Source organism: Allosaccharopolyspora coralli (genome assembly GCF_009664835.1).
Classification (GTDB): domain Bacteria; phylum Actinomycetota; class Actinomycetes; order Mycobacteriales; family Pseudonocardiaceae; genus Allosaccharopolyspora; species Allosaccharopolyspora coralli.
The window spans coordinates 2,721,747-2,744,571 of the sequence record NZ_CP045929.1 but is presented as its reverse complement, the minus strand read 5'-3'; the positions used below and the strand labels follow the sequence as shown (position 1 = coordinate 2,744,571).

The window sequence follows — 22,825 nt, the reverse complement described above, 5'->3', positions numbered from 1 at the left end:
GGAATCCGAGCTGGCGCATCAGGCGGCCTCCTGGTCGAGAGAGGAGGTCGTGCGCAGGCTGTCGCTGAGCAGGCCACGTACCGCGTGGGCGGCTTGCTGAGGTACGACGCCGTTGCCGAGCGCTTGAAGCTGCGCTGACCGTGGCAGGGTGAGGTCGTCGGCGGTGACCCATGCTTCGGGCAGGCCCATCCGTCGGGGTCTTTCCGGTGTGGCGCACTGTCGCTTGGCTGGGTGATTTCCGTGGTGCGCGACGGGTTCTGTCGGGGTGTCGTGGATTGTCGCGTTCGGATCGTGCCTATCGTCCTGGTCCGTTGTGGACAGTGTTTGGGAGGTGGGCGGGTGTGCGCATTCCGGTCGTTTGCGGTTCGGTTGCCGTCCGGGGAGCGGTACTGGACGGTGCTGGACTCGGCCTGCCGCCCGGTACCGGAGGCGGATGAGTGGCTGCTGCACGTACGGCTCGGTCAGGACCGGGCGGAGAGCACCACGCAGGCGTACGCCACCGCGCTGGCGTTGCTGTTGCAGTGGTGCACGGCGACCGGCCGGGACTGGCGCACCGTGATGGGCGAGCTGGGCCGGTTCGTGTTCTGGCTGCGATACTACGACCCGGATGGCGAACCTGGTGCGCCGCGCCGGGTTGTGCGCAACGCGGGCCGGGTCAACGCGGTGATGGCTGCGGTGCGCGAGTTCGTCCGGTACGCGGTCACGGTCGGCATGGTTGCGAGCCGGGCGCTGGACGCCTTGTACGACACGGTCGAGGACACCGACTTGCCGGCGGATGTGCGGGGAGAACGGCCGACCGGGGTGCGCAGCCGCCCTCGACATCGGCTGTCGGCGCCGGAACGAACGGTCGAGGCGGCCACCGACGAGGAGGTGCTGGCGCTGCTGCGGGCCTGCCGCAGCGCCCGTGACCGGTTCATCGTGCTGGCGCTGTGGCGGATCGGCCATCGTCGCGGCGAGGTGACCGGGCTGCGGCTGGAGGACGTGCACTTCGTGCCGGACTCCACCCGGCTGGGTTGCCCCGAGCGCGGCGAGCACGTGCACGTCCGGCGGCGGGACAACCCGAACAAGGCGATGGCGAAGTCGCGCCGCTCTCGGGCGGTGCCGGCGGACTGGCTGCTGGTGCAGGCGTTCGATCAGTACCTGATCGAACGCAACGCCTGTGGTCCGGCGCGGCGGTGCGATTTCGTGCTGGTGAACCTGTTCCGCGGCGAGATCGGCGCGCCGATGCGCCCAGCCGCGATCAACGAGCTGTTCGAGGCGTTGTCCCGCCGCGCGCGTTTGTCTCGCACCGTTCGCCCGCACATGCTGCGCCACGGGTTCGCCACGAACATCATCGCCGCCGGGGCGACGGTGGACGAGTTGAAGGAGCTGCTGGGCCATTCTTCGTTCACCTCCAGCGAGGTATACGTCCACACCGATCGGCAGCGGTTGCGCGATGCGGTGGACCGGGTCGGAACCCCACGGCCGGCGGGTGGGTGAGAGATGTCGATCTCGGCGATCGCGACGGCCCCACGTGACCCCGGTGCCGGGGTCGGTGGTGGGCCGGTCGAGGAGTTGCGCCGGTTGCTGCGACCGGAGTTTCTGGCCAGGGTCGGTTGGGACGCCGAGGTCGGGGTGGTCGCGCCGGCCCGCGACGACGCGCTGCTCGGGTTGCGTGAGTGCGTGGTCATCGACTGCCAAGCCGCCACGCGCGCCAAATGGGCGGAGCTGTGCACCTCTTGTTGGGAGCGGCACAAGGCCAGCGGCATCGCGCTGGAGGCGTTCACGCGCACCCCGTCGGGCAAGGCCAGCCGCGGGGAGAAGCCGTGCCGGGTGGCCGGCTGCCCGCGCCCGACGCGGGTGCGGGAGCGGCTGTGCGGCACCCACTCTTGGCATCGCAAGCAGCACCTCGACCTGACGGTGCAGGCGTGGCTGGCGCGGCCGGAGGTCGTGCCGCTGCCCTCTTACGGCGACTGCCGGGTGCCGGCGTGCATCCGTCGCGCCGACGACCAGGCGGGGTTGTGCAAGCCGCACGTCAAACAGTGGCGGAAGGCCAGGCGCGGCGATCCCGACGCCGACCTCGCCGCCTGGGTACGGAGCGCGGTGCCGGTCAGCCTCGGCCACGTGATCGTCCTCAAGGGACTCCCGGACCGGGTGCAGCTCGAACTGCTGCTCGGTATACAGCGCCGCACCGACGCCAGCCTGCGGACCCTGCCGACCACGATCCGGCATCTGGTCAAGCTCGCGCACGCGCGCCGGGCGGGCAGCGTGTTCGACCTGGCCGAGGTGCGCAGCACCGACATTCGACACGACGCGGGCGCGGTGTTGCGCTCGATCCTGGCCGAGCTGTACTGCGCGCTGTCGGACCCGGAACGCGAACGCGCCAAGGACATCTGGCACCTGGTGGTGTTCGGCCTGACCGGCACCCTGGACTTCACCGGCATCAGCCAGCCGTGGCTTCGCGCGGCCACCAAGCACTGGGTCGCCGAAGACCTGCCGCTGCACCGCGGCCGGCAGGCCGCCACTACCTCGCGGGACACGATCAACGCCGTCACTCGTCTGTCGGAGAGCCTGCGGCTCTCCCGCGACGACTACGGCACCGACGCCACCCGGCTGGGGCGGGGCGACGTGGTCACGTTCACCAACCGGATGGTCTACCTGCGCCGCACCGGGCAGATGAGCGAGAAGAAACAGTTGGAGACACTGCGGCGGGTGCGTCGCTTCCTGGACGACCTGCGCGCGCTCGGACTGACCCGACCACCCCATCCGGCCGCCGGTCTGGCCGGGGAGTGCACAGTCCGCCGCGGCGACGTGCCACGGGAGGCAGAGCGGGAGGCACGCGGCCGGGACCTGCCGCCCGCCGCGTCGACGGTGATCACCGAGAACCTGGGCCTGCTGGAAGCGCGCGCCGGCCTGGACGAGCGGCGGATCACCGAGCTGCTCATCGACACCGGTCGTCGGCCCGACGAGGCGTGCGCACTCGCGTGGGACTGCCTGGAACGCGACCACGACGGCAAGCCGACGCTGATCTACACCGACTCGAAGAACGACCGGCCCGGCCGGCGGCTGCCGATCTCCGAGGCCACCGCGGCGTTGCTGGTCACCCAGCAGTCCGACGTTCGCGCTCGGTTCCCGCACACGCCGGTCGGTGAGCTGGCGTTGTTCCCGCGGGTCAAGGGCAACAAGGACGGCACCAAGCCGATCCCGGTGTCCAGCTACACCAACGCCCACCGCGTCTTCGTCGACACCATCGAGCACCTGCTGATCGGGCCGGACGGGCAGCCGCTGGATTCGACGACCGTAGTGCCCTACTCCTACCGGCACACCTACGCGCAGCGGCACGCCGACGAGGGCGTCAACCCCGACGTGCTGCGCGAGCTGCTCGGGCATCGCTCGACCCGAACCACTACCGGGTACTACCGCGTCACAGAGAAACGCGTCCGGGCCGCAGTGGATCGGGTCAGCGCCCACCAGGTCGACGGCCACGGTCGCCAGGTGTTCGGGCAAGTCAGCAGCCTGCTCGCGCACGAGCACGCCCGCCTGCGCGTCGGGCAGGTCGCCGTCCCGTTCGGTATCTGCACCGAGCCGTCCAACGTCAAGGCCGGTGGCAAGGCATGTCCCTACAAGTTCACCTGCCTGGGCTGCGGGCACTTCCGCAGCGACCCGTCCTACCTGCCCGAGCTGAAGTCCTACCTGCAACAACTGCTCGCCGACCACGAGCGCGTCCAGGCCGCCACCGACATCGAGGACTGGGCGCGCGCCCGGTTGTCCCCAGCCGAGGAGGAAATCAGCACGCTGCGCACCCTGATCCGCCGGATCGAGACCGACCTGGACACCCTCACCGAACGCGACCGCGCCCAGATCACCGAAGCGATCAACGTTATCCGCACCACGCGGCAGACAGTCAGCCTCGGCATGCCCAGCGTCCGCCCACCCGCCGCCGAGACCGGGCGAGCACACCATGACCGCACCCCACACTCCTGACGCGCCTGCGGCGTCGGGGCTGGTCAAGGCGCGGCAGCGTGACGTCGAGCACCGCCGCCAACGAGTCCAGCAGGCGCTGGCCGACATGACCACCGACGCGACACCGATCAGCGTCTCCTCGGTCGCCGCGCGGGCCGGGGTGCACCGGTCGTTCATCCACCGCCACCCCGACCTGCACGGGGCCGTGCTCACCGCCGCCAGCCAAGCCCTCACCGCGCCCTCGGCCGCCTCGGCCGCGATCAGCCACCGGTCGGTGCTGGCCGAGAACGCCAACCTGCACGCGCAGAACCGGCGGCAGGCACAGCACATCCGCGACCTGGAAGACCGGCTCTCCGAACTGCTCGGCCAGCAGGCGTTCCAGCGCAGCGGACTCGGCGCCGCCACCAACACCGCCACGCTCCAAGCCGAGATCGACCACCAGCAGCACACGATCTCCGACCTCACACGCGCCCTGGCCGAACGCGACGAAGAACTCGCCGCCGCCCGCGAAGCCACCCGACGACTCATGACCGAGCTCAACCGACCCTGACCTGCCGCGGCCAACCCGTTGCCGCGCAATGAGAAAGCACGATGTCCGGTCATGCCGCGCGGCCTTCCTCGACGTCGCCACGCGCCGCGACGGCGCCGTCGGCCAGCAACGAACGAATGGCGTGCGATGCTTGCTGCGGCACGACACCGTTGCCGAGTAGACGAAGCTGCGCGGTACGCCGAATGTCCAAACTGGACAAGTAGCCGTCCTCGAGCCCCATCAAGAACTCCACGAAACGACTCGACAACACCGGTCGTCCTCGCTGACCGGTCTGGACCGGGTAAGGCGCCGACCGCCCCATGACCGCTTCCCAGCGCCGGATCGCAGCCTCATACGGCCCCCAGTCGACCGGCGGCTCGTCGACCACGTCCTCACCGTTCGCGGGAGGCGACGCGGTCCTCGCCTCCTCGTCGCGCGGCCATCCGAGGATGAAGATCCGCTCGCGGCGATGAGCCGCACCCACATCACTGGCCTTCAGGCTCGTCCACGCACAGTCGTAGCCGGCCTCGTGCAGATCGCCGAGCACGATATGCAGCCCGCCATCGCGCCACCGCAACGCCGCAACGTTCTCGATCACCACCAGCGCGGGCCGCAGCTCGCGCACTGCGCGGGCAACGTGGAACCACAGCCCGCTGCGATTGCCATGCCGGATACCGACACGTTTGCCCGCAGCCGACACGTCCTGGCAAGGAAACCCCGCCGTGAGCACGTCCACCGGCTCGACCGTCGAGAAGTCCACCTCGCGGATGTCGCCCAGGTTGGGCACACCGGGCAACCGGTCCTCCAACAGCACGCACGCGTGCCGATCGGGATCCGCCACCCAGGCGACCCGCCCACCACCGAGCGCGTTCAACGCCCCGGCATCCAAACCGCCGTACCCAGTGCACAACGAACCGACCACCACGCCCATCAGCGACACACCCCCAACCGCCGCGCCGGTCCACGACACACGTCGCGCACATAAAGACCGCGCTTACCAGCAGAAATACAGTCATTAATGATCGATTTCCCGACAGAAAGGCCCATCATCCATTCCACGAACAGCGGCGAGAGCCGAGGTCGCCCGGTTCGTCCGCGTTCGGTGGGGGGTGGAGCGGGTCGTCCTAGGATCGTTTCCCATCGTCGGATCGCCGCCTCGTAGACGCCCCAGTCCAGGAGCCCGGGGCTTCCGACCATGTCGCCAGTTCTTCCGGCATCATGCCGAGGGCCATTTCGATGGCCTGTTCCAGTCCCGGCCCGCAGCGATGCCGGACGATTGCCGGGCGGCTCTTGCGATTGCCTCCCGCCAGCGGTGTGGGCAGGAATTCGATCACCGCTGCGGTGAGGCCGGGGTTGCCGTTCGAGTCCCTGCCGTTGGGAGAGCCTTTCGTCGCGTCCGAGGCCGTCGGTGTCGGTAACGAGCGTGAGGTGCGGCGATGGTGTTCCTGGGGTGGCGGGAACAGGGTGTTGATTTGCCGACCTGCTGTCTTCCGCTGGTGCGGGTCGCATCCCGTGCGTGTGGCGTCGGAAACGTCGGGGGTCGGAAAGGCCCGCTGTGCCGATCCCGGACAACGAAGTGTTCCGTTCCGGCTTGTGCGCCGCTGTTGGCGCGTGGTCGTTGGGGAGGCGTTGATGGGGGTGGGCGAGGATGAAGATGCGTTCGCGGCGGTGCGGCGCTCCGATGTCGCTGGCGCGGATGCTTGTCCAGAACGCGTCATACCCTGCTTCGGCCAGGTGCGCGAGAACGTCGCCGAGGCCGCCGTCTTTCCATCGGAGAGCGGCGACGTTTTCCAGCACGACGTAGTCGGGTCGTAGAACGCGAACGGCGTCCATGATTCGATAGAACAGTCCACTCCGGTTTCCTTTCCGTATTCCTGCTCGTTTTCCGGCCGCCGAGATGTCCTGGCACGGGAAACCGGCTGTCAGGACGTTCACGCGAGGAAGGTCGCTCCAGTCGACGGCAGTGATATCCCCGAGGTTGGGCACCGAGGGGATTCGCTGCTGGAGCACGGTAGCCATGTGTGGATCGGTTTCGGCGAACCACGCCAATTGACCGCCGCCGAAGGCGGCGATCGTTCCCATGTCCAGCCCGCCGTATCCGGTGCACAAGGAACCCACCGTGGGCAAAGCAGCGCCGTTTTTGTGGTTGGCCATCATCGGGCGGACTCCCCGTTTGAGAGACGTCGGCTGGGCCTCTTAGGCGATTCGAGGGATTCGCTGTTGTGCGGAGTGACGTCATCGTTGTGGTGGAGGGGCGCGGTCACCGGCTCATCCCTCGGAGTGGGGTTGGCGGCGGTCGGCGCGGCCCGGAAGACCAGTACGTCGAGGTGGGTCGGTTGTGCGGTGGGGCGGCCGTGCGGGTCGCGGTGTTCGGTTCGTTGACCGCTGCGGGTGCGGGAGCGTGGCCGGATCTGGTTGTCGCGCATGGGTGCGGTCAGGGCCACGCAGTGCTCGACGGGGGTGAACCCGATCGTGGTGGCGGTGCGGCACAGGAGCCTGGGCATGTCCAGCAGCGTGTGTTCGTGTCGCCAGGGTCGGCTGGCGAGCACGACGAAGCCTCCGGGGCGGACCCATCGGGCGATCGGGCCGAGTGCGTCGGTCAGTTGGATCATCGCGTCGGCGAGGCGCTGGGCTGCGGGATGTACTCCGGTGACGAGGAGGTCGATCGGGGTGGGGATGCCGTCGGTGTGGGGGTCGTCGAGGGTGTTGAGCAGGTGGACGGTGCCGACGGGTCCGGCGAGGCGGGCGTGGTCGAGGTTGCCTTCCAGCGCCGAGACCCAGTCCGGACCCGGTTTCACGCCGAGGGCGTGGCGTCCGGCGCGGATGGCTTCGGCGAGGACGAGTCCGGGTCCGGGTTGGGGGTCGCAGACGGTGTCGCCGGGTGCGGTGTAGGTGGTGATGATGCGCCGCGCGACGGCGGGTGTGAGCGCGCTGCCTGCTCGGGTGGCGGTGACGTGGCGGTGTGCGAGTTGGTGGCGGAGGTCGTGGCGGCCGGTGTCCCAGACGCTGGCGGGCCGGGTGACGGGGTGGGGCATCAGCGGCCTCCCTGACGGGTCGGGCGGGGGCGGAAGACGAACGCGGTGCTGTGGGCCGGGCGGTGCCCGTGCTCGGCGACCGCCCGGCGTTCGGACGGGTTCGCGGGCGGCGACGGGTCGGGGTGTTCGTGGGCGATGATCAGTCGGTCGGTGAGCACGAGACCGTCCCGGACCGCTCCTCGGGTGTGCGCGCGGCGGCGGAATCGCCCGGTGCAGAACCACCCCGGTTCGTCACTGTGTGTGAGCACGACGAGGGTGCCGTCGGCGTCGAGCTGTGGGGCCAGCTCGGCGAGATGGCCGTGTCGCTGCGGGGTCGTCGGGTCGCCGAGCACGATCAACGCGAACCGGTCCGACACCGGACTCGGGGAATCCGGCGGGGCGGTTGGTCCCGGGGCGGAGCGAGTCGCGGGTCTGAGTCCGGGTCCGGTCTCGGACTCGGGTTGGGGGCGGGTGTCGGACCGCGGCGAGCGCGGCGCGTCGGGCGTGGCGTGGGTGGTGGCGCCGCGGCCGAGTCGGAGCACGGTCTCGACGAGTCGGTCCCTCTCGTCGGCGTCGGTGTTCGGCCTGCTGTCGTCGGGTCCGGGGGTGGGTGCGAGGAGCACGCGGTCGCCGGGGTCGGTGTAGGCGGTGATGAGCGCGGGCAGCGCGGCAGCGAACTGCGCCCACCGTCCGGCATCGGGGGCTGTGGGGCAGAGCAGCACGCTGGCTGCCGCGCCGGTCTCCCGCTCGGCGGGTGGGGCCGTCGAGCGGCCCACCGGCGCGGGCCCGTCCGGGGTGCTGGTCGAGGTAGTGGGCTGGGCTGGCGGGGTGCGGTGGGGGTGCGGCGCCATGCGGTGCTCCGATGATCGTCACGGGAATCGGTGTATGCCCATGAAGGCCGTTTTTTGTGTCCCGAGCGTTCCCCGACGGCCGACATTTTTTCGACAACGAACCCGACCGCGTCCAGCAGGTGCACACACATTCCGCCACATTCGACCTTGCTGTGGACATTTCCCCAGTTCGCACCACACGCGGGGATCTCCACGACCCTCGCTTGGGCCTTCTTGCGAGTGCCCCCGGAAGATCACTCGGGACGGGTTCAAGATTCTTTTCTGTGTGCGTGCTGTGTGCCTGGGTGGCGCGACACAGCACGCACAAATCTCACACACATCCCCAGCGCACAGACGTTTGTGTGCATCTGCTACCGATGTTGAACGTCGGGATGACAACGATCTCTGGGCGGCTGCACAGGGAGATCGTTTTCAGCATTTTTTGTGCGAATGCGTGCATTTCTTTGTGTCGTGTCTGGCTTTCTCGGCGGCGTCATCGATTCGCCATCGAGGAAGGACATCTCTGATGACGCACTCCGAGGTTTTCGAGCAGTCGCAGTGGCCCACCAACCCTCTTGCTGCTGCGCGTGAGGCATTCGGCTGGCTGGTGACGGGGCCGCATCCGGTGACGGTCAACGGCCGCTTGTTCGAGTGCCTGCCTGACCGTGAGGTGGGCTTGGTCGAGCTGCGGGACGTGCTGCTCGGTGAGGACTGCCCGCAGCGCTCGCGGGATGAGGTCTGGCGGTATGTGATCGAGCGTGCCCGCGCGGAGCGGGGGACGTGGATGTTGGTCGCGGTGGGGTTGGCGTTGCCGATGCTGACGCCGATCGCGGGCTGGTTGACCCGCACTGACGACAGCGACGATCCCCACGACCTGTGCGCGGAGGCGCTGCGCGGGTTGCTCGACGAGGTGCACACCGTTGACCTCGACGAACCGGGGATCGCGGCCCGGCTGCGGTGGTCGGCCTACCGGGCCGGACACCACGCCCTGTCGAGGACGCTGCTGTCGGCGACACCGACCACGCCGGGCTTCTTCTCGGACGAGCCCGCCCGGCCCAGTGGGCACCCGGATCTGGTGCTCATCCGGGCGGTGCGAAGCGGGGTCGTGACCGAGACCGAAGCCGCGTTGATCAGCTTCACCCGGCTCGACAAGAAGCCATTGGCCCAGTGGCCCCGCCCGGACGGGATGGGCTACGAGGGCCTGCGCAATGCGCGGCGCGAGGCCGAAGCCCGACTCGCCGCATGGCTTCTCGACGAAGACGACGGCAGCGAGCACACCCCCGCCGAACGGGACGCCCCGGGGACCGCCCGCGGCTCGACACAAATGCCGGGCACACATCAGGGTCACGGAAAGTAGCGAACAAACGGAGAACGCTCGGGACACAAAAAACGGCTTTCATGGGTATGAGCGACGTTGACCCGATTGCCCGTTCCTGTTCCCCGACCCACCGGCTGCTCCAGCATCCGGAGGCGGCCTCCCCGGTGCGCCGCCCCCGCCCGGCTCGTGCCCGGCGGGGGCGGTGGGCCCGCCCGCTGCTGCTGACCGTGGTCGTCTTCGGTGTGCTGGTGTCGGCCACTGGCACGGCCCATGCCGAGACCACCGAGGTGTTGGCGGTGGCCCCGAACCTTCAGACGGTGTTGAACAACATCCGCAACTGGGTCATGGGGCTGCTGGCCCTGATCGCCACGGTGTTCCTCACCATCGGCGGCGTCCGCTACATCACGGCCAATGGTGATCCGGGCGAGATCGGCAAGGCCAAGGAGGCGTTCAAGAACGCCGCCATCGGCTTCGGCCTGGCCGCACTCGCCCCGGTCGTGGTCGACATCCTCACCTACTTCGTCGGCGGGCTCTGATCACCATGCCCGCGCCTGCACCCACCGCACCGGAGCCACCGCCGCCGTTGCCGTTGCCTCCGGGCGAGGACTGCCCACCGGGCTCTGAGAACCCGGCGTGCCAGGTCGTCAGCCCGCCCACCGTGGCCCCACCACCCACCACCACAGCGCCGCCCCCGGCGCCGCCTGCCGAGGATTCCGGTGGTGGGGGAATGGTCGGGGACTGGCTGTATCACTGGATGACCGACTGGATCTGGGACCTGTTCGCGAACCTGGCCCGGTCGGCGTTGAACGGGATGCTGGACATGCTGGGGACCACGCTGTTGGCGACCCCGGCGCTGGATCAGGTGCCGGTGATGGGGCAGGTCTGGGGCGCCTCGCGGGACATCATGATCGCCGTCTACGCGCTGGTGGTCGTCATCGCCGGACTGGTGGTGATGGCGTATCAGACGATGCAGACCCGCACCACGGTGCGCGAAGCCCTACCCCGCCTGGTGGTGGCGTTTGTCGCGGCGAATCTGTCGTTGTTTCTCGGCGGCAAGGCCATCACGTTCGCCAACGCTCTCTCCCAGGCTGTGTTGGGCAACAGGGTCGGGCTGGATGAGGCGACGAAAGCGTTCACCGACACGCTGCGTGGAGGCTTTCCCGATGAGGGGTCTTATGGCGAGTTGTATGTGATCTTCACGATTCTCGCGCTCGTGGTGATGCTCATCTGCGTGGTGTTGACCTACGTCGTGCGCATCACGCTGACCGTCATTCTGCTGGCCGGGGCACCGCTGCTGCTCTTGTGTCACGCGTTGCCGCAAACCGAAGCCATCGCGTTCTGGTGGTGGAAAGCCTTCGGCGCCGTCCTGGCGATTCAGATCGCGCAGGCACTCACCTTCGCTGCCGCGATCCGCATGTTCTATCTGCCGGGCGGCGTCTCCCTGTTCTGACCCCACCACGCGAGGGGAATTGTTGTGGCCAAGTTTCTTATTGCTATCGCGCTGTGCTACATCCTGATCAAAATCCCGTTCTGGATGCTGTCGGCGATCCGTGGCGGCGGCCGGTCCTACATCGGCTCGATGGTGAAAGCCTTCGTCGCCTACAAGACACTCGGCCTGGCGGGTTCGGCGATGGGCCGGTTGTCCTTCAGCCAAGGGCGCACCGCGCCTGATCCGTATCGGAAAGTCAAGGCGACCTCCAGTGGTCAGTACATGCTGCCGCTGGACGTGAAACGCCAACCCCGCCCCAAACCCAAGAAAGCCCCGACTGAACCCGCTGGCGGGCCCGATTCCGGGCGCAGTGCTGCGCCGCGGGGTCAGCAGTTGATGCTGCCGATGGACGGGGAATGGCCGGAGAACAAGCCGCGCGTGGGCCGGAATCGCCAGTACGAGTTCCCGTTCGGGTTGCAACGCCAACCCCGTCCGAAACCCACCGAACCGGCCGCCGACAGCGGTGCGGACCCCTCGACGTCGAGGCCGCAGCGGAGTGAGCAGACGCGGTTGCCGCGTACCGGGGACTGGCCTGTGCACCGCCCGGTGCCCACCAGCACCGGCCAATACCGGCTGCCGATCCGAGCCCCTCGCGTCTCCCGCCCCGAGCAGCCCCCGGCACCGGCGACCCGACGCCGGGGACCGGACCGGCAAGAACCGCTGCCGTTGAACCTGCCCGCGCGGCCAGCACCGGAGGCGAAGGGGAACACCAAGCGGTCCCCGGCCAGCCAGGACCCCGGCGCGCGCTCACGTGGCGTGCCGCAGCAGCCGCCGCCGAAGCGTCCGCAGCGTCGGGCGCAGCAGCCGCCGCTGAACCTGCCGAACGTGACCCCGCCGCCCCCGAAGACCCAGCCGAAACCCCAAACCCGGTCGACGAAGCGCGGAAAGGGTGGTGAGAAGCGATGACCCGCAGTGTGCGGATTCCGGCGGATGTGGATCGGGAGGATCGGATCCTGGCTTGCTTCACGCCCCGGCAGGTCGCGGTGTTCGCGGTGACCGCCGGAGTGCTCTATGCCGGGTGGCAGGTCACCCGTGCCTGGCTGCCGGTCGTGGCCTACCTGGTGGTGGCCGTACCGCTCGGGATCGGGGTGGCGCTGCTGGTGGTGCTGCGCCGGGACGCGGTGAGCCTGGACCGGCTGCTGCTGGCCGCCGTGCGGCAACGGCTGCACCCCCGCCGCCGCGTGTCGACGCCCTCGCCGGGCGGGGCGGTGCCGGAGTGGTTGGCCGAGGTCGCCGACGACACCACCGCACCCGCCATCGGGGGGCTGGACCTGCCCGCCCAGGGTGTCGGTGAGGCGGGGGTGGTCGACCTCGGCCGCGACGGGGTGGCGCTGGTAGCGGCGTGCTCCACGGTGAACTTCGCGCTGCGCACCCCGGACGAGCAGGACGCACTCACCGCCGGGTTCGGCCGCTACCTGCACAGCCTCACCGGCAGCATCCAGATCCTCGTCCGCGCCCAGCGTCTGGATCTCTCCGCCCACGTCGGCGAGTTGCGCCAGCAGGCTTCGGCGTTGCCACATCCGGCGTTGGAGACCGCCGCGCTGGACCACGCCGACTATCTCGACCACCTGGGCGGCCAGGTCGAGCTGCTGCGACGACAGATCCTGCTCGTGCTCCGCGAACCCGTCACCACACCGACCGACACGCTCACCGGCCCCCGACTCCGGCTGCCGTTGCGGCGCCCTGCCCGGAACGGCGGGCCTCCGGATGCCGTGCGGCGGGCGGCCACAGCCCGGCTGACGCGGCGCGTCCAGGAGGCCGGGGACCTGCTGGCCCCGGCCGGGATCGACGTGAGCCCGCTGGATGCCGACCAGGCCACCACGGTGCTCACCGCCGCCACCAACCCCGACGCCCCGCTCGTGCCGACCGCAGGGATGGCCGCCGCGCACGAGGTCATCACCACCGCACCCGAACCCGACGACACCGAGGACACACCCTGATGCCCCACCACCACAACGACCACGTAGCGAGCAGTGGGTTCGCCCCGGAGGCGATCGAGGTCGGCGCCCGCCACCTCCAGATCGGGCAGGACTGGGTCGCCTCCTTCGCCGTCACCGGGTTTCCCCGCGAGGTCCACCCGGGCTGGCTGCAACCCCTGCTGACCTACCCCGGCCGCCTGGACGTGTCGGTGCACATCGCACCCATCGCCCCCACGATCGCCGCCGACCGGTTGCGCAAGCAGCTCGGCAAACTCGAATCCGACCGCCGCCACAACGCCACCCACGGACGGCTCGCCAACCCCGAGGTCGAGGCCGCCACCGAAGACGCCTACGACCTCTCCGACCGCCTCGCCCGCGGCGAAGGCCGCCTGTTCCGCGTCGGCCTGTACCTCACCGTCCACGCCGAAAGCGAACAGGAATTGGTCGAGGCAGTCAGCGCCGTGCGCGCATTGACTTCCAGCCTGCTCATGGACGCCAAACCCACCACCTACAGGTCCTTGCAAGGCTGGGTCACGGCGTTGCCGATGGGGTTGGACCAGATCGGCATGACCCGAACCTTCGACACCGCCGCCCTGGCCGCCGCGTTCCCCTTCACCAGCCCCGACCTGCCACCCCCCGACCCTGCCTCCACGTCGGCGGCGCACGGGGTGCTCTACGGCTTCAACCTCGGCTCCCAGGGATTGGTGCACTGGGACCGGTTCGCCTGCGCCAACTACAACTCCGTCATCCTCGGCCGCTCCGGCGCTGGGAAGTCCTATCTGGTCAAGCTCGAAGCGCTGCGCTCGCTGTATCGCGGCGTGCAGGTCGCCATCATCGACCCCGAGGACGAATACGCCCGCCTCGCTGGTGCGGTCGGCGGCACCTACGTGCCGCTCGGTGTCGACGGCATCCGGCTCAACCCCCTCGACCTGCCCCTGCACACCCGCCCCGACGGGCGCCGCTCGGCCCCCGCCGACGCGCTGCGCCGCCGCAGCCTGTTCTGCCACACCCTGCTGTCCGTCCTGTTCGGACAAGCCCTGAACGCCGACGAACGCGCGGTACTCGACCAGGCCGTGGCCGCCACCTACCAGCGGGCAGGGATCACCGACGACCCCCGCACCTGGACCCGCCACGCCCCACTGCTGGCCGACCTGCGCACCACCCTGCACCACACCGACAACGACACCGCGCGCGAGCTGGCCAGCAGGTTGCATCCGTTCACCGACGGCGCCTTCTCCGGGCTGTTCGACGGCCCCACCACCACACCCCCGGCAGGGCACCTGCTGGTGTTCTCCCTGCGGCACCTGCCCGACGAACTCAAACCCGCCGGAACACTACTGACCCTGGACGCGATGTGGCGCCAGGTTGCGAATACCGCCGAGCGCACACCCCGGTTGTGCGTCGTCGACGAAGCCTGGCTGCTCATGCAGCAACACGCGGGCGCGGAGTTCTTATGGCGCATGGCCAAATCCGCCCGCAAACACTGGACCGGACTCACCGTGGCCACCCAAGACGTCGGCGACGTCCTGGGCTCCGAGTTGGGCAAGGCGGTGATCGCCAACGCCGCCACCCAAATCCTGCTGCGCCAAGCACCCCAAGCCATCGACCAGATCGCGCGCACTTTCGCACTCTCCGACGGCGAACGCCAATACCTGCTCGCAGCCGACACCGGCCAGGGACTGCTGTCCACCGGCACCCAGCGCGTCGCCTTCCAGGCCATCGCCTCCGACGCCGAGCACCAGCTCATCACCACCGACCCCGCCGAACTTGCCGCCCTTGCCACATCCGACGACGAGCACGAAGTCTCAGACGACATCGTGCTCGACCACTGACCGGAGGAACGCCGTGGACCCCACCTCCGAAACCCTCCTCGCCTGGGCCCAGACCGCGTTGGCACTGCTGTGGACCACCACCCTCGCCCTCGCCCTCACCGCGCTAGCCCTGGGTGTGCTGGCCGTGTTCTACGCACTCGCGCACCTGCGCCGTAGTCGACCGCGCCGCCCGCGCGCTCCGCGCCATGTCGCGCCCTCGCCCGATCTTCCGCGCCTCGACGACGCCCGCCAGCGACGCCGCAACCGGACGAACCACTCCTCGGGCGACGAACCCGCCTAACCTTATCAGTCCATATAGGACAGACAGGTACTCGCTTCTCGCGCCGCTTCACGCGGTGTCCCCTGCGTGACGTTCGGAGTTACCCGTATGCCTTCTTGCGATCCCGCACGCCCCGACCCGGTGGTCCGTCCGCGACGGTTGCTGACGCAGAACCGCCAGATGCGTGAGATCGGGGTGCATAACTGGACCCTGCCCGCCTGGGCCGGGCGGCTGCCCGACGGGCGCAGCTACAACACCTGCCCGTCGGCTGGGGTATGCCGCCAGGTCTGCTACGCCCTGCACGGCACCTACACCTGGCCCGCGGTGCGCGGCAAGCACCACGCCAACCTCGCGTTCGTCCTCGACGACCTGCCCGGCTGGGAACACGCCATGCTCGCCGAACTCGCCGCGACGAAGTTCCACGGCGGCTGGATCCGGATTCACGACGCCGGGGACTTCTTCTCGGATGCCTACACCCACGCTTGGTTGCGCATCATCCGCGCGCGCCCGGATGTGAATTTCTACTGCTACACCAAGGAAGTCGACAGGTTCCGGCGCCTCGTCGAGCCCGATCCGCCGCCGAACCTGTTGTGGGTCTATTCCTACGGCGGCACCCAGGACCACGCCCTGAACCCCGCGGTCGACCGGGTCGCCGACGTCTTTCCCGACAGCCAGGCCATCACCGATGCCGGGTGGGACTCGCAAGAAGCATCCGATCTGCTGGCCGTCCTCGGCCCCCGACTGGTCGGTGTGCCCGCCAACCGCATCCCCCACTTCCTTCGACGGCTGCACGGCCGCCGGTTCTCCGAGTGGCAGGCCGAAGTCGACACCGCCCGTCGTGCTCGCCGCCACGGTTCGGTGCGGTCGATCTCCAGCGCCCCGGCCGCGCGCGAGCCCAGCGCCCACGACGACGCCGCCTGACCGAGCCGTCCCGTTCCTCGATATCCCTTCCTCGTAGGGAGATTCCGTGATTTCGTTCGCCTCTCCTTCCACCGAGAGTCCGCTCGGTGAACTGCTGACCGACCCGTCCGCACCGTTCCGTCACCTGGTTAACGCCGTCTGTTCCTGGTGGCAGGCGTGGGCCCCGTTGGCGCTGCCCGGTGTGGTGCTGGCTGTCGTCGCCGTGCTGGCCGTGCGGCGGTGGTGGTTCTTGCGCTGCCAGAACGCACTGCACCCCCAGGCGCGCCTGGTGACGATCCTGGCGCCGCCGGAGGTCGACCCGGACGGAGCGAAGGCTGTGTGGTCGAACCTCGTCGGTCTGCTCCGGCCACTGTGGGCCCGGCTCGCGCACGGTCAGCCGCACTTGGCGTGGGAGTATGTGTTCAGTCACGACGGTGTGCAGATTCGGTTGTGGGTGCCCGGAACGGTGCCCCCGCAGATGGTCGAGCGGGCGGTGGAGGCCGCTTGGCCCGGCGCGCACACCACCACCACCGAGGCCACCGCCCCCATCCCCACCGACACCGACACCGACCGTCGGCGGTTGACCACCGGCGGCAGCCTGCGGCTGGCGCGCTCGGAAGCGCTGCCGATCCTCACCGACCACGACGCGGACCCGCTTCGTGCTCTGCTCGGTGCCCCGGTCGGTCTCGGTGTCCACGACACCGCCTGCGTACAAATCCTCGCGAAACCCGTCACCGGACGCCGCGTCAAGCAGGCCCGAAGCGCAGCCCGTCACCTGCACTCCGGGCGCTCCACCCACGTCGTTGGTCGGGTGCTCGACTTGCTCACCCCCGGCCGCACACCGAGCACGCCGCAGGCGAACGTGGAACTTGATCCGCAGACCGCGCTGGAATACCAGGCACAGAACCGCGCCGTCGTCGGCAAACAACGTGGCCCGCAATTCGACACCGTGGTGCGCTACGCGGTGAGCACCACCGTGCCCACCGACACGCCACCGGAACAGATCGGCCGCGCCCGCGATCAGCTTCGCGGCCGAGCCCACGGGCTGGCCAGCGCCTTCTCCGGCTACACCGACCACAACCACTACCGCCGCACCCGACTGTGGCACCCAGTCACCGCCCTCGCGCAGCGGCGGCTGCGTCACGGCGACCTACTGTCCATCCCGGAACTGGCTGCGCTGGCACACATTCCTACTGACACCGCGCTGCCCGGCCTGGCGCGTGCCGGAGCACGTGCCGTGCCCCCGGCACCGAACACTCCCACCGAAGGCGACCTCGTACGACCGGTCGGGGTCTCCGACACCGGCCACCCGCGCCCCGTCGGTGTGCAGGTCTCCGACACCCGCCACCACCTCCACGTGCTCGGTGCCACCGGGAGCGGGAAGTCGACGATGTTGGCGCGAATGATCCTGCACGACGCCGAACACGGCCGGGGTGCGGTGGTCATCGACCCCAAGGGCGACCTCATCACCGACGTGCTGCAACGCCTGCCCGAGCACGCCGCCGACCGCGTCATCCTCTTCGACGCCGACAGCCCCGGCCCCGTGCCGTGCCTGAACCCCCTAGAGGGCCCGAAGGAAGCCGCCGTCGACAACTTCGTATCGGTGCTCTCCCGCGTGTTCTCCTCCGCCTGGGGACCCCGCACCGAAGACATCCTCCGCGCCGCCTGCCTGACCCTGCGCACCCACACCGACGCCCCCACCCTGGCCAGCCTGCCCGCCCTCCTGACAGATCCAGCCACCAGAGAGTCCCAACTCGGCAAGATCGGCAACGACGCCACGTTGCGGGGATTCTGGGACTGGTACGAACAACTCTCCGACGGCGCCCGCGCGCAGGCCACCGCACCGCTGCTGAACAAGCTCCGCGCGTTCCTGCTGCGGCCGTTCGTCGTGAAAGCCATCGCTGGTGGTGCCTCCACAGTGGACCTCACGCAGGTGCTCGACGGTGGATTGTGCTTTGTGCGTATCCCGAAAGGCAGCCTCGGCGAAGACACCACCCGACTGCTGGGCTCGCTGGTGGTGGCGCGCGTGTGGCAAGCCACCACCGCCCGCGCCCGACTGCCACAGCGCGAGCGCCGCGACGCCGCGCTCTACATCGATGAGGCGCACAACTTCCTCAACCTGCCCTACGCGATGGAAGACATGCTCGCCGAAGCCCGCGGCTACCGCCTGTCGATGACCCTGGCCCACCAACACCTCGGGCAACTCGGCAAAGACCTCAAGGAAGGCATCTCCACCAACGCCCGCAACAAGGTGTTCTTCAACGCCAGCCCCGAAGACGCCCGCGAACTCGCCCGCCACACCACACCCCGCCTGGCCGAACACGACCTCGCCCACCTCGGTGTCTTCCACGCCGCCGCCCGGCTGGTCGTCAACGGCGCCCAGACCCCGCCCTGCACCGTCACGACCCAACCGCTGCCCGCAGCGATACCAGGACGCTCACGTCTCGTACGAACCGCGTCCGCGCACCACACGCAACCGCTCGATTCTCCCGATGAGGTCGAGCCGCCCACGGGCGCCGTGGGTTTCGACCCGCGGCGCGCCTGCTGACCCCGAGCAGCCCCGAGCCCGCGCACTCACCTCCCTGCCTCTTCGTACGGAAGGGACGCCATGTTCGACGCTCGAAGTCGCCAGCACGATCTCCGCTCACCCGTCCCGACACGACCCACCGGCCGTGCCGCGATCAGCAATGAACACCAAGCCACCATCGCCGGGCGCCTGACCGCCAGGGACCGCTGGATCGCACGGATGGTCGCCGAGCACGGCACCCTGACCTCCACCCAACTCGCACGCGTCGCGTTTCCCTGCCGCCGCACCGCCAACAAGCGGCTGCCCCTGCTGTACCGGTGGCGAGTACTTAACCGTTTCCAACCGTACGTGCGCAGCGGGGCGGCACCCATGTTCTACGTCCTCGACAGCGCAGGCGCGCACCTGCTCGCCCACGAAGACGGCATCGACCCCCACGCCCTGAAGTTCCGCTCCGAGCGCGCCATCGGCATCGCCCACTCACTGCGGCTGGCGCACCTACACGGCGTCAACGACCTGTTCACCGGCCTCATCGCCCACGCCCTGCACCACGACCAGCGAGCCCTGGCCGCCTGGTGGTCCGAAACGCGCTGCGCCCGGCACTTCGGCGACCTTGTCCGCCCCGACGGCTACGGGCGCTGGCGCATCGGCGATCGGGAGATCGAGTTCTTCCTCGAATTCGACACCGGCTCCTACCAACTCTCCAGGCTGGTAGCGAAACTCCCCGGCTACGCCGAACTAGCCACCACCAGCCGCATCGTCACACCCATCCTGACCTGCTTCGCCCGCCCCGAACGCGAAGCCCACGCCCGACGACTCCTCGCCGACCACCTGCGCACCCACTCCCGACCGCGCACGGTGCCGGTCGCCACCACCACCGTCGACACGATCCAGCAGGCAGGCACCAGCGCCGACCAGGTATGGCTCCCGCTGCACCCGAGCGATTCCGGCCGACTCCACCTCATCGACCTGACCACCGCATGGCCACACCTCCCAGCCCCCACCGCACCTACCGGCACGACCAACCCCACCCCCGAGGCCACCAGAGCGGTGCGCCTAAGCCCACCGGCGTCCATGCCGCCGTTCACCCGAACCACCCTGGACTGGAACCCCAGCAGGACAACCAGCCCATGATCAAGGCCGTCAGGCTCGCCCTCGCAGCCACCGCAGCACTGATCATCCTCGCCACCACCGTCCTCTCCGGCGCCGTTGCCGCGCTCGTGACCACCCCAGCGCACGACAGCACCGAACCGAGCGAGCACGCGGTAGCCGACATCCCCGCCAACTACCTCGCGCTCTACCGCGCCGCCGCACCACACTGCCCCGGACTCGACTGGTCCATCCTCGCCGCCATCGGCAAGGTCGAAACCAACCACGGGCGCCTCGACGCTCCTGGCGTTTTGGCCGGGGAAAATGCGTCTGGGGCCGGGGGGCCGATGCAGTTCCTTGAGCCGACCTTCGAGGAAGTCGTGTCACAGCACGAGATTCCCCCTGGCGGCGCGGTGCCGCCGTCGCGGTACGTGCCGCACGACGCGATCTACGCCGCCACCTTCTACCTGTGCGACAACGGGGCCCGGGACAACCGCGATCTCTACGGCGCGATCTTCACCTACAACCACGCCGACTGGTACGTCCGCAAGGTCCTCACCCAAGCCGGGCACTACCGCGCCGCCGCCACCACACCCACCGGATCAGGCGGCTGGGTCGTGCCTGCCCACGGCACCTGCACCTCGGGATTCGGGCCCCGCGACGGCGCCATGCACAACGGGCTCGACATCGCCGCACCCACCGGCACACCCATCCACGCCGCCGCCGACGGCACCGTCATCGACTCCGGCCCCGCCTCCGGCTACGGCCTATGGATCCGCCTCCGACACCCCAACGGCGTGATCACGACGTACGGGCACAACAACACCAACCACGTCGCCACGGGACAAGCCGTGCGCGCCGGACAGCCCATCGGCGAGGTCGGCAACCGGGGCCAGTCCACCGGCCCACACCTGCACTTCCAGATCGACCTCCACCGCCAACCCGTCGACCCGCTCGACTTCTACGCCCAGCAACGCGGACCCGACTTGTGCGGCCCCTAGGCCGATCGTGGCGTGCCCGGGAGTGAGTTACTGGTGGGTCTCGTCTCGACCGAATCGGCTGTTGTTCTTCAGCACGCTGTCGGGCGTCAGTTTCTCCGGGGTCCAGGGCTGGATCAGGTACGTCTCGGTAGGCTCCCTGGCTGCTCTGTCCACAAGGGTCGCGGCCGGTGCTGGGCATCCTCGCGCGCACGGTGGGCGTGGCAAGGGCGAGAGGAGTCCCCAGGGGCGGGTCGACATCGTTCATGCGGGCCGACCCGCGAAGCTGCCCGCTCGGCACGGTCACGACGACCTCCACCACCCGCCCTCCCACGGATCGAGGACGGGTGGTGGAGCGTTGTTCCAGTGCTCCATCATGAACTCGACCGGGCCTGTATGGATGCCCGCCACCACCCTAAGTAGACCCTCGACGGTGGAGGCCAGGCCGTTAGCGCGCCTGTGCAGGTGCCCAGCGTCGTCTGGGTAGACATCCGCATCCAGCATGAAGAACTGGTGATAACTGACTTCAACCCCGCCGGAGAGCGGATGCCCGGTTCGAACCTGTCCATCACGCTCCACCCTGCCGAGGCGAACACGCCGTGCCGCCTGCTGGCCGAAGCTCCGCTTCGGCGGCACGTTCTTGTCCGGTCGCGGTAGGTGTACGACGCTGCCCTACGGGCGGGTCTGGTGGCGCCGCGCGAGCCGGTCCTGGAGTTTGGCGTGCCGGAATTGGTAGACGGGTCCCACGGTGCGCAGGACGTGCCGTGTGCGTGCGTCTTCCAGGAACCGCATGAGCCGCCACGGCGTCCGTCGTCGTAGGGCCAGAATGATCTGGGAAACGAGCATGGGCCATGTCTGCGTGACGGTGAACCAGACGGTGAATGCGATCGCGGCAGTAAACGCGAACCCAGCGTTGAGTAAGTAGACGAGCACAGGGACGGCGTCACTAGCCAACCCGTCCCCTAGTCCGAGGGCGAGCACGAGCGCGAGCCACGTGGTGAGGGCGATCGCAAGCCCAGCAGCGCGGTCCTGCTGGCGGGTGTCGCGGGGACCGTGCACATTGGTGTCCGTGCCAGGTCGTCCAAGCCCAGCCGCGAAAGCGGCTCCGAGCCCCACCACGAGACCAGTCACGAGCCCCTCAGTAGCACGGCCCCCCTGGCTAGTCGGGAGCCCGATCAACGCCCCAGCCACCAGCCCGACTGCCAAGGCTCTGCCCGGCAGTGGACTGCGCCACCAAGATGTCCTGATCCGTTGTGGTGCGCCGTCTCGGCGACTAGTCCCCAGCCCGATCCCAAAACCCACCGTGACAGCACACATAATCCCGATCCCGATCCCGATTGAGCTAAAGAAGTCGGTGGGGCGCCCCACGAGGACACTATTGATGACGACCAGCATGGACATGAGCGCCAGCCCAGCCGTGAGACCCCCGACGAGACCCGCCGGAACGCCTTTACTCGGTTTCATTCTGCCCCACCATGAAACGCGGATACGGCCCGTCGCATCGGAGCGGCGACCGGCGGTAATCGCGGCCGAGATTCCGGCAGTCACGCCAGCAGCGAACCCGACCTGAAGCGCGGCCTCAAACTTTCCGGTGTGCTGGTACAGCGCGCCGAAGACGAGCGCGACCGCGCACCAGGTGCTGAAACCACTGATCAGGGCGGCTGCGGTGCGGGACGTCCAGCGTGGAATCTGCCACCAGGCGAGATCGCGGGTGTGGTCCTGGTTGAGCTGGTGGGAGTGTCGGCGATCTTGTGGGTGATGATGTGATCACCTGTCAGTGCTGCGCGTCGAGGCGGTCGCCGTAGTGCATGGCGAGCGTGTTCAACGCCTGTTTCCAACCTACTACTTTCCCGGTGATGTTGGAACGATTTTTGAGTGGATTTTTGATCACGAGATAGAGCACTTTGAGTGCGGCCTGTTCGTTGGGGAAATGGCCTCGGCGTCGGGTGGCCTGACGGAACCGGGAGTTCAGGCTTTCGATCGCGTTCGTGGTGTACACCAGCTTCCGCAACTCGGGCGGATAGGCGAGGAACGGCGTGAACTGTTCCCAACTGTGGCGCCACAGCCGGATCATCGCGGGATACCTATCCTCCCATTCGGCACAGAATTCGGTGAACTCTACTTCTGCGGCTTCTACGGTGGGGGCGGTGTAGATCAGCTTGAGAGCCCCTAACACATTGATGATCTTGGCTTGAGATGATCT

Annotated in this window: 21 protein-coding genes; 14 read left to right on the top strand and 7 right to left on the bottom strand. The window is 68.9% G+C overall.

Annotation, left to right across the window (positions count from 1 at the left end; translation table 11 throughout):
- Positions 1-18: 18 nt before the first annotated feature.
- The gene (locus tag GIY23_RS22655; protein ID WP_222850149.1) at positions 19-189 is read right to left on the bottom strand and encodes a hypothetical protein; all 171 of its coding nucleotides are present in this window, start codon (positions 187-189) and stop codon (positions 19-21) included.
- A gap of 150 nt (positions 190-339) precedes the next feature.
- Here GIY23_RS22655 and GIY23_RS13045 point away from each other — a divergent pair, with 150 nt between their 5' ends.
- The 3 genes from GIY23_RS13045 to GIY23_RS13035 are packed head-to-tail and all read left to right on the top strand — an operon-like array spanning position 340 to position 4,492.
- Positions 340-1,479, top strand: a complete 1,140-nt coding sequence (locus GIY23_RS13045) for a tyrosine-type recombinase/integrase (protein WP_154076908.1) — start codon at positions 340-342, stop codon at positions 1,477-1,479.
- Positions 1,480-1,482: 3 nt separating this feature from the next.
- Positions 1,483-3,963: a tyrosine-type recombinase/integrase gene (locus tag GIY23_RS13040; RefSeq protein ID WP_154076907.1), complete on the top strand. Its 2,481-nt coding sequence runs from the start codon at positions 1,483-1,485 to the stop codon at positions 3,961-3,963.
- Positions 3,941-4,492: a DUF6262 family protein gene (locus tag GIY23_RS13035; RefSeq protein WP_154076906.1), complete on the top strand. Its 552-nt coding sequence runs from the start codon at positions 3,941-3,943 to the stop codon at positions 4,490-4,492. The genes GIY23_RS13040 and GIY23_RS13035 overlap by 23 nt, the downstream gene beginning before the upstream one ends.
- Positions 4,493-4,541: 49 nt before the next feature.
- On the opposite strand, the gene GIY23_RS13030 is transcribed toward GIY23_RS13035, so the two are convergent.
- The 4 genes from GIY23_RS13030 to GIY23_RS13010 are packed head-to-tail and all read right to left on the bottom strand — an operon-like array spanning position 4,542 to position 8,336.
- The gene (locus tag GIY23_RS13030; RefSeq protein ID WP_154076905.1) at positions 4,542-5,402 is read right to left on the bottom strand and encodes a DNA cytosine methyltransferase; all 861 of its coding nucleotides are present in this window, start codon (positions 5,400-5,402) and stop codon (positions 4,542-4,544) included.
- Complete coding sequence (locus GIY23_RS22810) at positions 5,402-6,628, bottom strand: DNA cytosine methyltransferase (RefSeq protein WP_222850148.1); 1,227 nt, start codon at positions 6,626-6,628, stop codon at positions 5,402-5,404. Before GIY23_RS22810 ends, GIY23_RS13030 begins: the two co-directional genes overlap by 1 nt.
- The gene (locus tag GIY23_RS13015) at positions 6,625-7,506 is read right to left on the bottom strand and encodes a TRM11 family methyltransferase (protein WP_187351872.1); all 882 of its coding nucleotides are present in this window, start codon (positions 7,504-7,506) and stop codon (positions 6,625-6,627) included. Before GIY23_RS13015 ends, GIY23_RS22810 begins: the two co-directional genes overlap by 4 nt.
- Entirely contained in the window at positions 7,506-8,336 is an 831-nt protein-coding gene (locus GIY23_RS13010) for a hypothetical protein (RefSeq protein ID WP_154076904.1), read from the bottom strand. Before GIY23_RS13010 ends, GIY23_RS13015 begins: the two co-directional genes overlap by 1 nt.
- Positions 8,337-8,841: 505 nt before the next feature.
- Between GIY23_RS13010 and GIY23_RS13005 the strand changes: the two genes are divergently transcribed.
- From GIY23_RS13005 to GIY23_RS12955, 11 genes are all read left to right on the top strand, one after another.
- Positions 8,842-9,672, top strand: coding sequence for a hypothetical protein (locus GIY23_RS13005; protein ID WP_154076903.1), 831 nt, complete (start codon positions 8,842-8,844; stop codon positions 9,670-9,672).
- 47 nt (positions 9,673-9,719) lie between these two features.
- Positions 9,720-10,169: a pilin gene (locus GIY23_RS13000; protein WP_222850147.1), complete on the top strand. Its 450-nt coding sequence runs from the start codon at positions 9,720-9,722 to the stop codon at positions 10,167-10,169.
- Between the two features lie 218 nt (positions 10,170-10,387).
- Complete coding sequence (locus GIY23_RS12995) at positions 10,388-11,083, top strand: hypothetical protein (RefSeq protein ID WP_187351871.1); 696 nt, start codon at positions 10,388-10,390, stop codon at positions 11,081-11,083.
- 24 nt (positions 11,084-11,107) lie between these two features.
- Positions 11,108-12,028, top strand: coding sequence for a hypothetical protein (locus tag GIY23_RS12990; RefSeq protein ID WP_154076901.1), 921 nt, complete (start codon positions 11,108-11,110; stop codon positions 12,026-12,028).
- Positions 12,025-13,062 (top strand): PrgI family protein, encoded by a 1,038-nt coding sequence (locus GIY23_RS12985; protein ID WP_154076900.1) that lies wholly within the window; start codon positions 12,025-12,027, stop codon positions 13,060-13,062. The genes GIY23_RS12990 and GIY23_RS12985 overlap by 4 nt, the downstream gene beginning before the upstream one ends.
- Complete coding sequence (locus tag GIY23_RS12980) at positions 13,062-14,873, top strand: VirB4 family type IV secretion system protein (protein ID WP_154076899.1); 1,812 nt, start codon at positions 13,062-13,064, stop codon at positions 14,871-14,873. Before GIY23_RS12985 ends, GIY23_RS12980 begins: the two co-directional genes overlap by 1 nt.
- A gap of 13 nt (positions 14,874-14,886) precedes the next feature.
- A complete protein-coding gene (locus GIY23_RS12975; RefSeq protein WP_154076898.1) occupies positions 14,887-15,153 on the top strand; it encodes a hypothetical protein in 267 nt (88 codons plus the stop codon).
- Positions 15,154-15,240: 87 nt separating this feature from the next.
- Positions 15,241-16,053: a GP88 family protein gene (locus tag GIY23_RS12970; protein WP_187351870.1), complete on the top strand. Its 813-nt coding sequence runs from the start codon at positions 15,241-15,243 to the stop codon at positions 16,051-16,053.
- Positions 16,054-16,099: 46 nt separating this feature from the next.
- Complete coding sequence (locus GIY23_RS12965) at positions 16,100-18,580, top strand: type IV secretory system conjugative DNA transfer family protein (RefSeq protein WP_187351869.1); 2,481 nt, start codon at positions 16,100-16,102, stop codon at positions 18,578-18,580.
- A 60-nt stretch (positions 18,581-18,640) separates the two neighbouring features.
- Positions 18,641-19,690: a replication-relaxation family protein gene (locus GIY23_RS12960; RefSeq protein ID WP_154076896.1), complete on the top strand. Its 1,050-nt coding sequence runs from the start codon at positions 18,641-18,643 to the stop codon at positions 19,688-19,690.
- On the top strand, positions 19,687-20,646 hold the full coding sequence (locus tag GIY23_RS12955) for a M23 family metallopeptidase (protein WP_154076895.1): 960 nt from the start codon (positions 19,687-19,689) through the stop codon (positions 20,644-20,646). Before GIY23_RS12960 ends, GIY23_RS12955 begins: the two co-directional genes overlap by 4 nt.
- A 648-nt stretch (positions 20,647-21,294) precedes the next feature.
- Here GIY23_RS12955 and GIY23_RS12950 read toward each other — a convergent pair.
- Both GIY23_RS12950 and GIY23_RS12945 read right to left on the bottom strand, forming a co-directional pair.
- On the bottom strand, positions 21,295-21,753 hold the full coding sequence (locus tag GIY23_RS12950; protein WP_154076894.1) for a hypothetical protein: 459 nt from the start codon (positions 21,751-21,753) through the stop codon (positions 21,295-21,297).
- 643 nt (positions 21,754-22,396) lie between these two features.
- Positions 22,397-22,804 (bottom strand): transposase, encoded by a 408-nt coding sequence (locus GIY23_RS12945; protein WP_456061936.1) that lies wholly within the window; start codon positions 22,802-22,804, stop codon positions 22,397-22,399.
- Between the last annotated feature and the right edge of the window lie 21 nt (positions 22,805-22,825).

Excerpts from the sequence above, each read along its gene's own strand:
- GIY23_RS13000 (WP_222850147.1), top strand. The coding sequence starts at position 9,720 with ATGAGCGACGTTGACCCGATTGCCCGTTCCTGTTCCCCGACCCACCGG.
- GIY23_RS12980 (WP_154076899.1), top strand. The coding sequence starts at position 13,062 with ATGCCCCACCACCACAACGACCACGTAGCGAGCAGTGGGTTCGCCCCG.
- GIY23_RS12955 (WP_154076895.1), top strand. The coding sequence starts at position 19,687 with ATGATCAAGGCCGTCAGGCTCGCCCTCGCAGCCACCGCAGCACTGATC.
- GIY23_RS13015 (WP_187351872.1), bottom strand. The coding sequence starts at position 7,506 with ATGCCCCACCCCGTCACCCGGCCCGCCAGCGTCTGGGACACCGGCCGC.
- GIY23_RS13005 (WP_154076903.1), top strand. The coding sequence starts at position 8,842 with ATGACGCACTCCGAGGTTTTCGAGCAGTCGCAGTGGCCCACCAACCCT.
- GIY23_RS13010 (WP_154076904.1), bottom strand. The coding sequence starts at position 8,336 with ATGGCGCCGCACCCCCACCGCACCCCGCCAGCCCAGCCCACTACCTCG.
- GIY23_RS12995 (WP_187351871.1), top strand. The coding sequence starts at position 10,388 with ATGACCGACTGGATCTGGGACCTGTTCGCGAACCTGGCCCGGTCGGCG.
- GIY23_RS13035 (WP_154076906.1), top strand. The coding sequence starts at position 3,941 with ATGACCGCACCCCACACTCCTGACGCGCCTGCGGCGTCGGGGCTGGTC.
- GIY23_RS12960 (WP_154076896.1), top strand. The coding sequence starts at position 18,641 with ATGTTCGACGCTCGAAGTCGCCAGCACGATCTCCGCTCACCCGTCCCG.
- GIY23_RS13030 (WP_154076905.1), bottom strand. The coding sequence starts at position 5,402 with ATGGGCGTGGTGGTCGGTTCGTTGTGCACTGGGTACGGCGGTTTGGAT.
- GIY23_RS12985 (WP_154076900.1), top strand. The coding sequence starts at position 12,025 with ATGACCCGCAGTGTGCGGATTCCGGCGGATGTGGATCGGGAGGATCGG.
- GIY23_RS13040 (WP_154076907.1), top strand. The coding sequence starts at position 1,483 with ATGTCGATCTCGGCGATCGCGACGGCCCCACGTGACCCCGGTGCCGGG.
- GIY23_RS22810 (WP_222850148.1), bottom strand. The coding sequence starts at position 6,628 with ATGATGGCCAACCACAAAAACGGCGCTGCTTTGCCCACGGTGGGTTCC.
- GIY23_RS22655 (WP_222850149.1), bottom strand. The coding sequence starts at position 189 with ATGGGCCTGCCCGAAGCATGGGTCACCGCCGACGACCTCACCCTGCCA.
- GIY23_RS12970 (WP_187351870.1), top strand. The coding sequence starts at position 15,241 with ATGCCTTCTTGCGATCCCGCACGCCCCGACCCGGTGGTCCGTCCGCGA.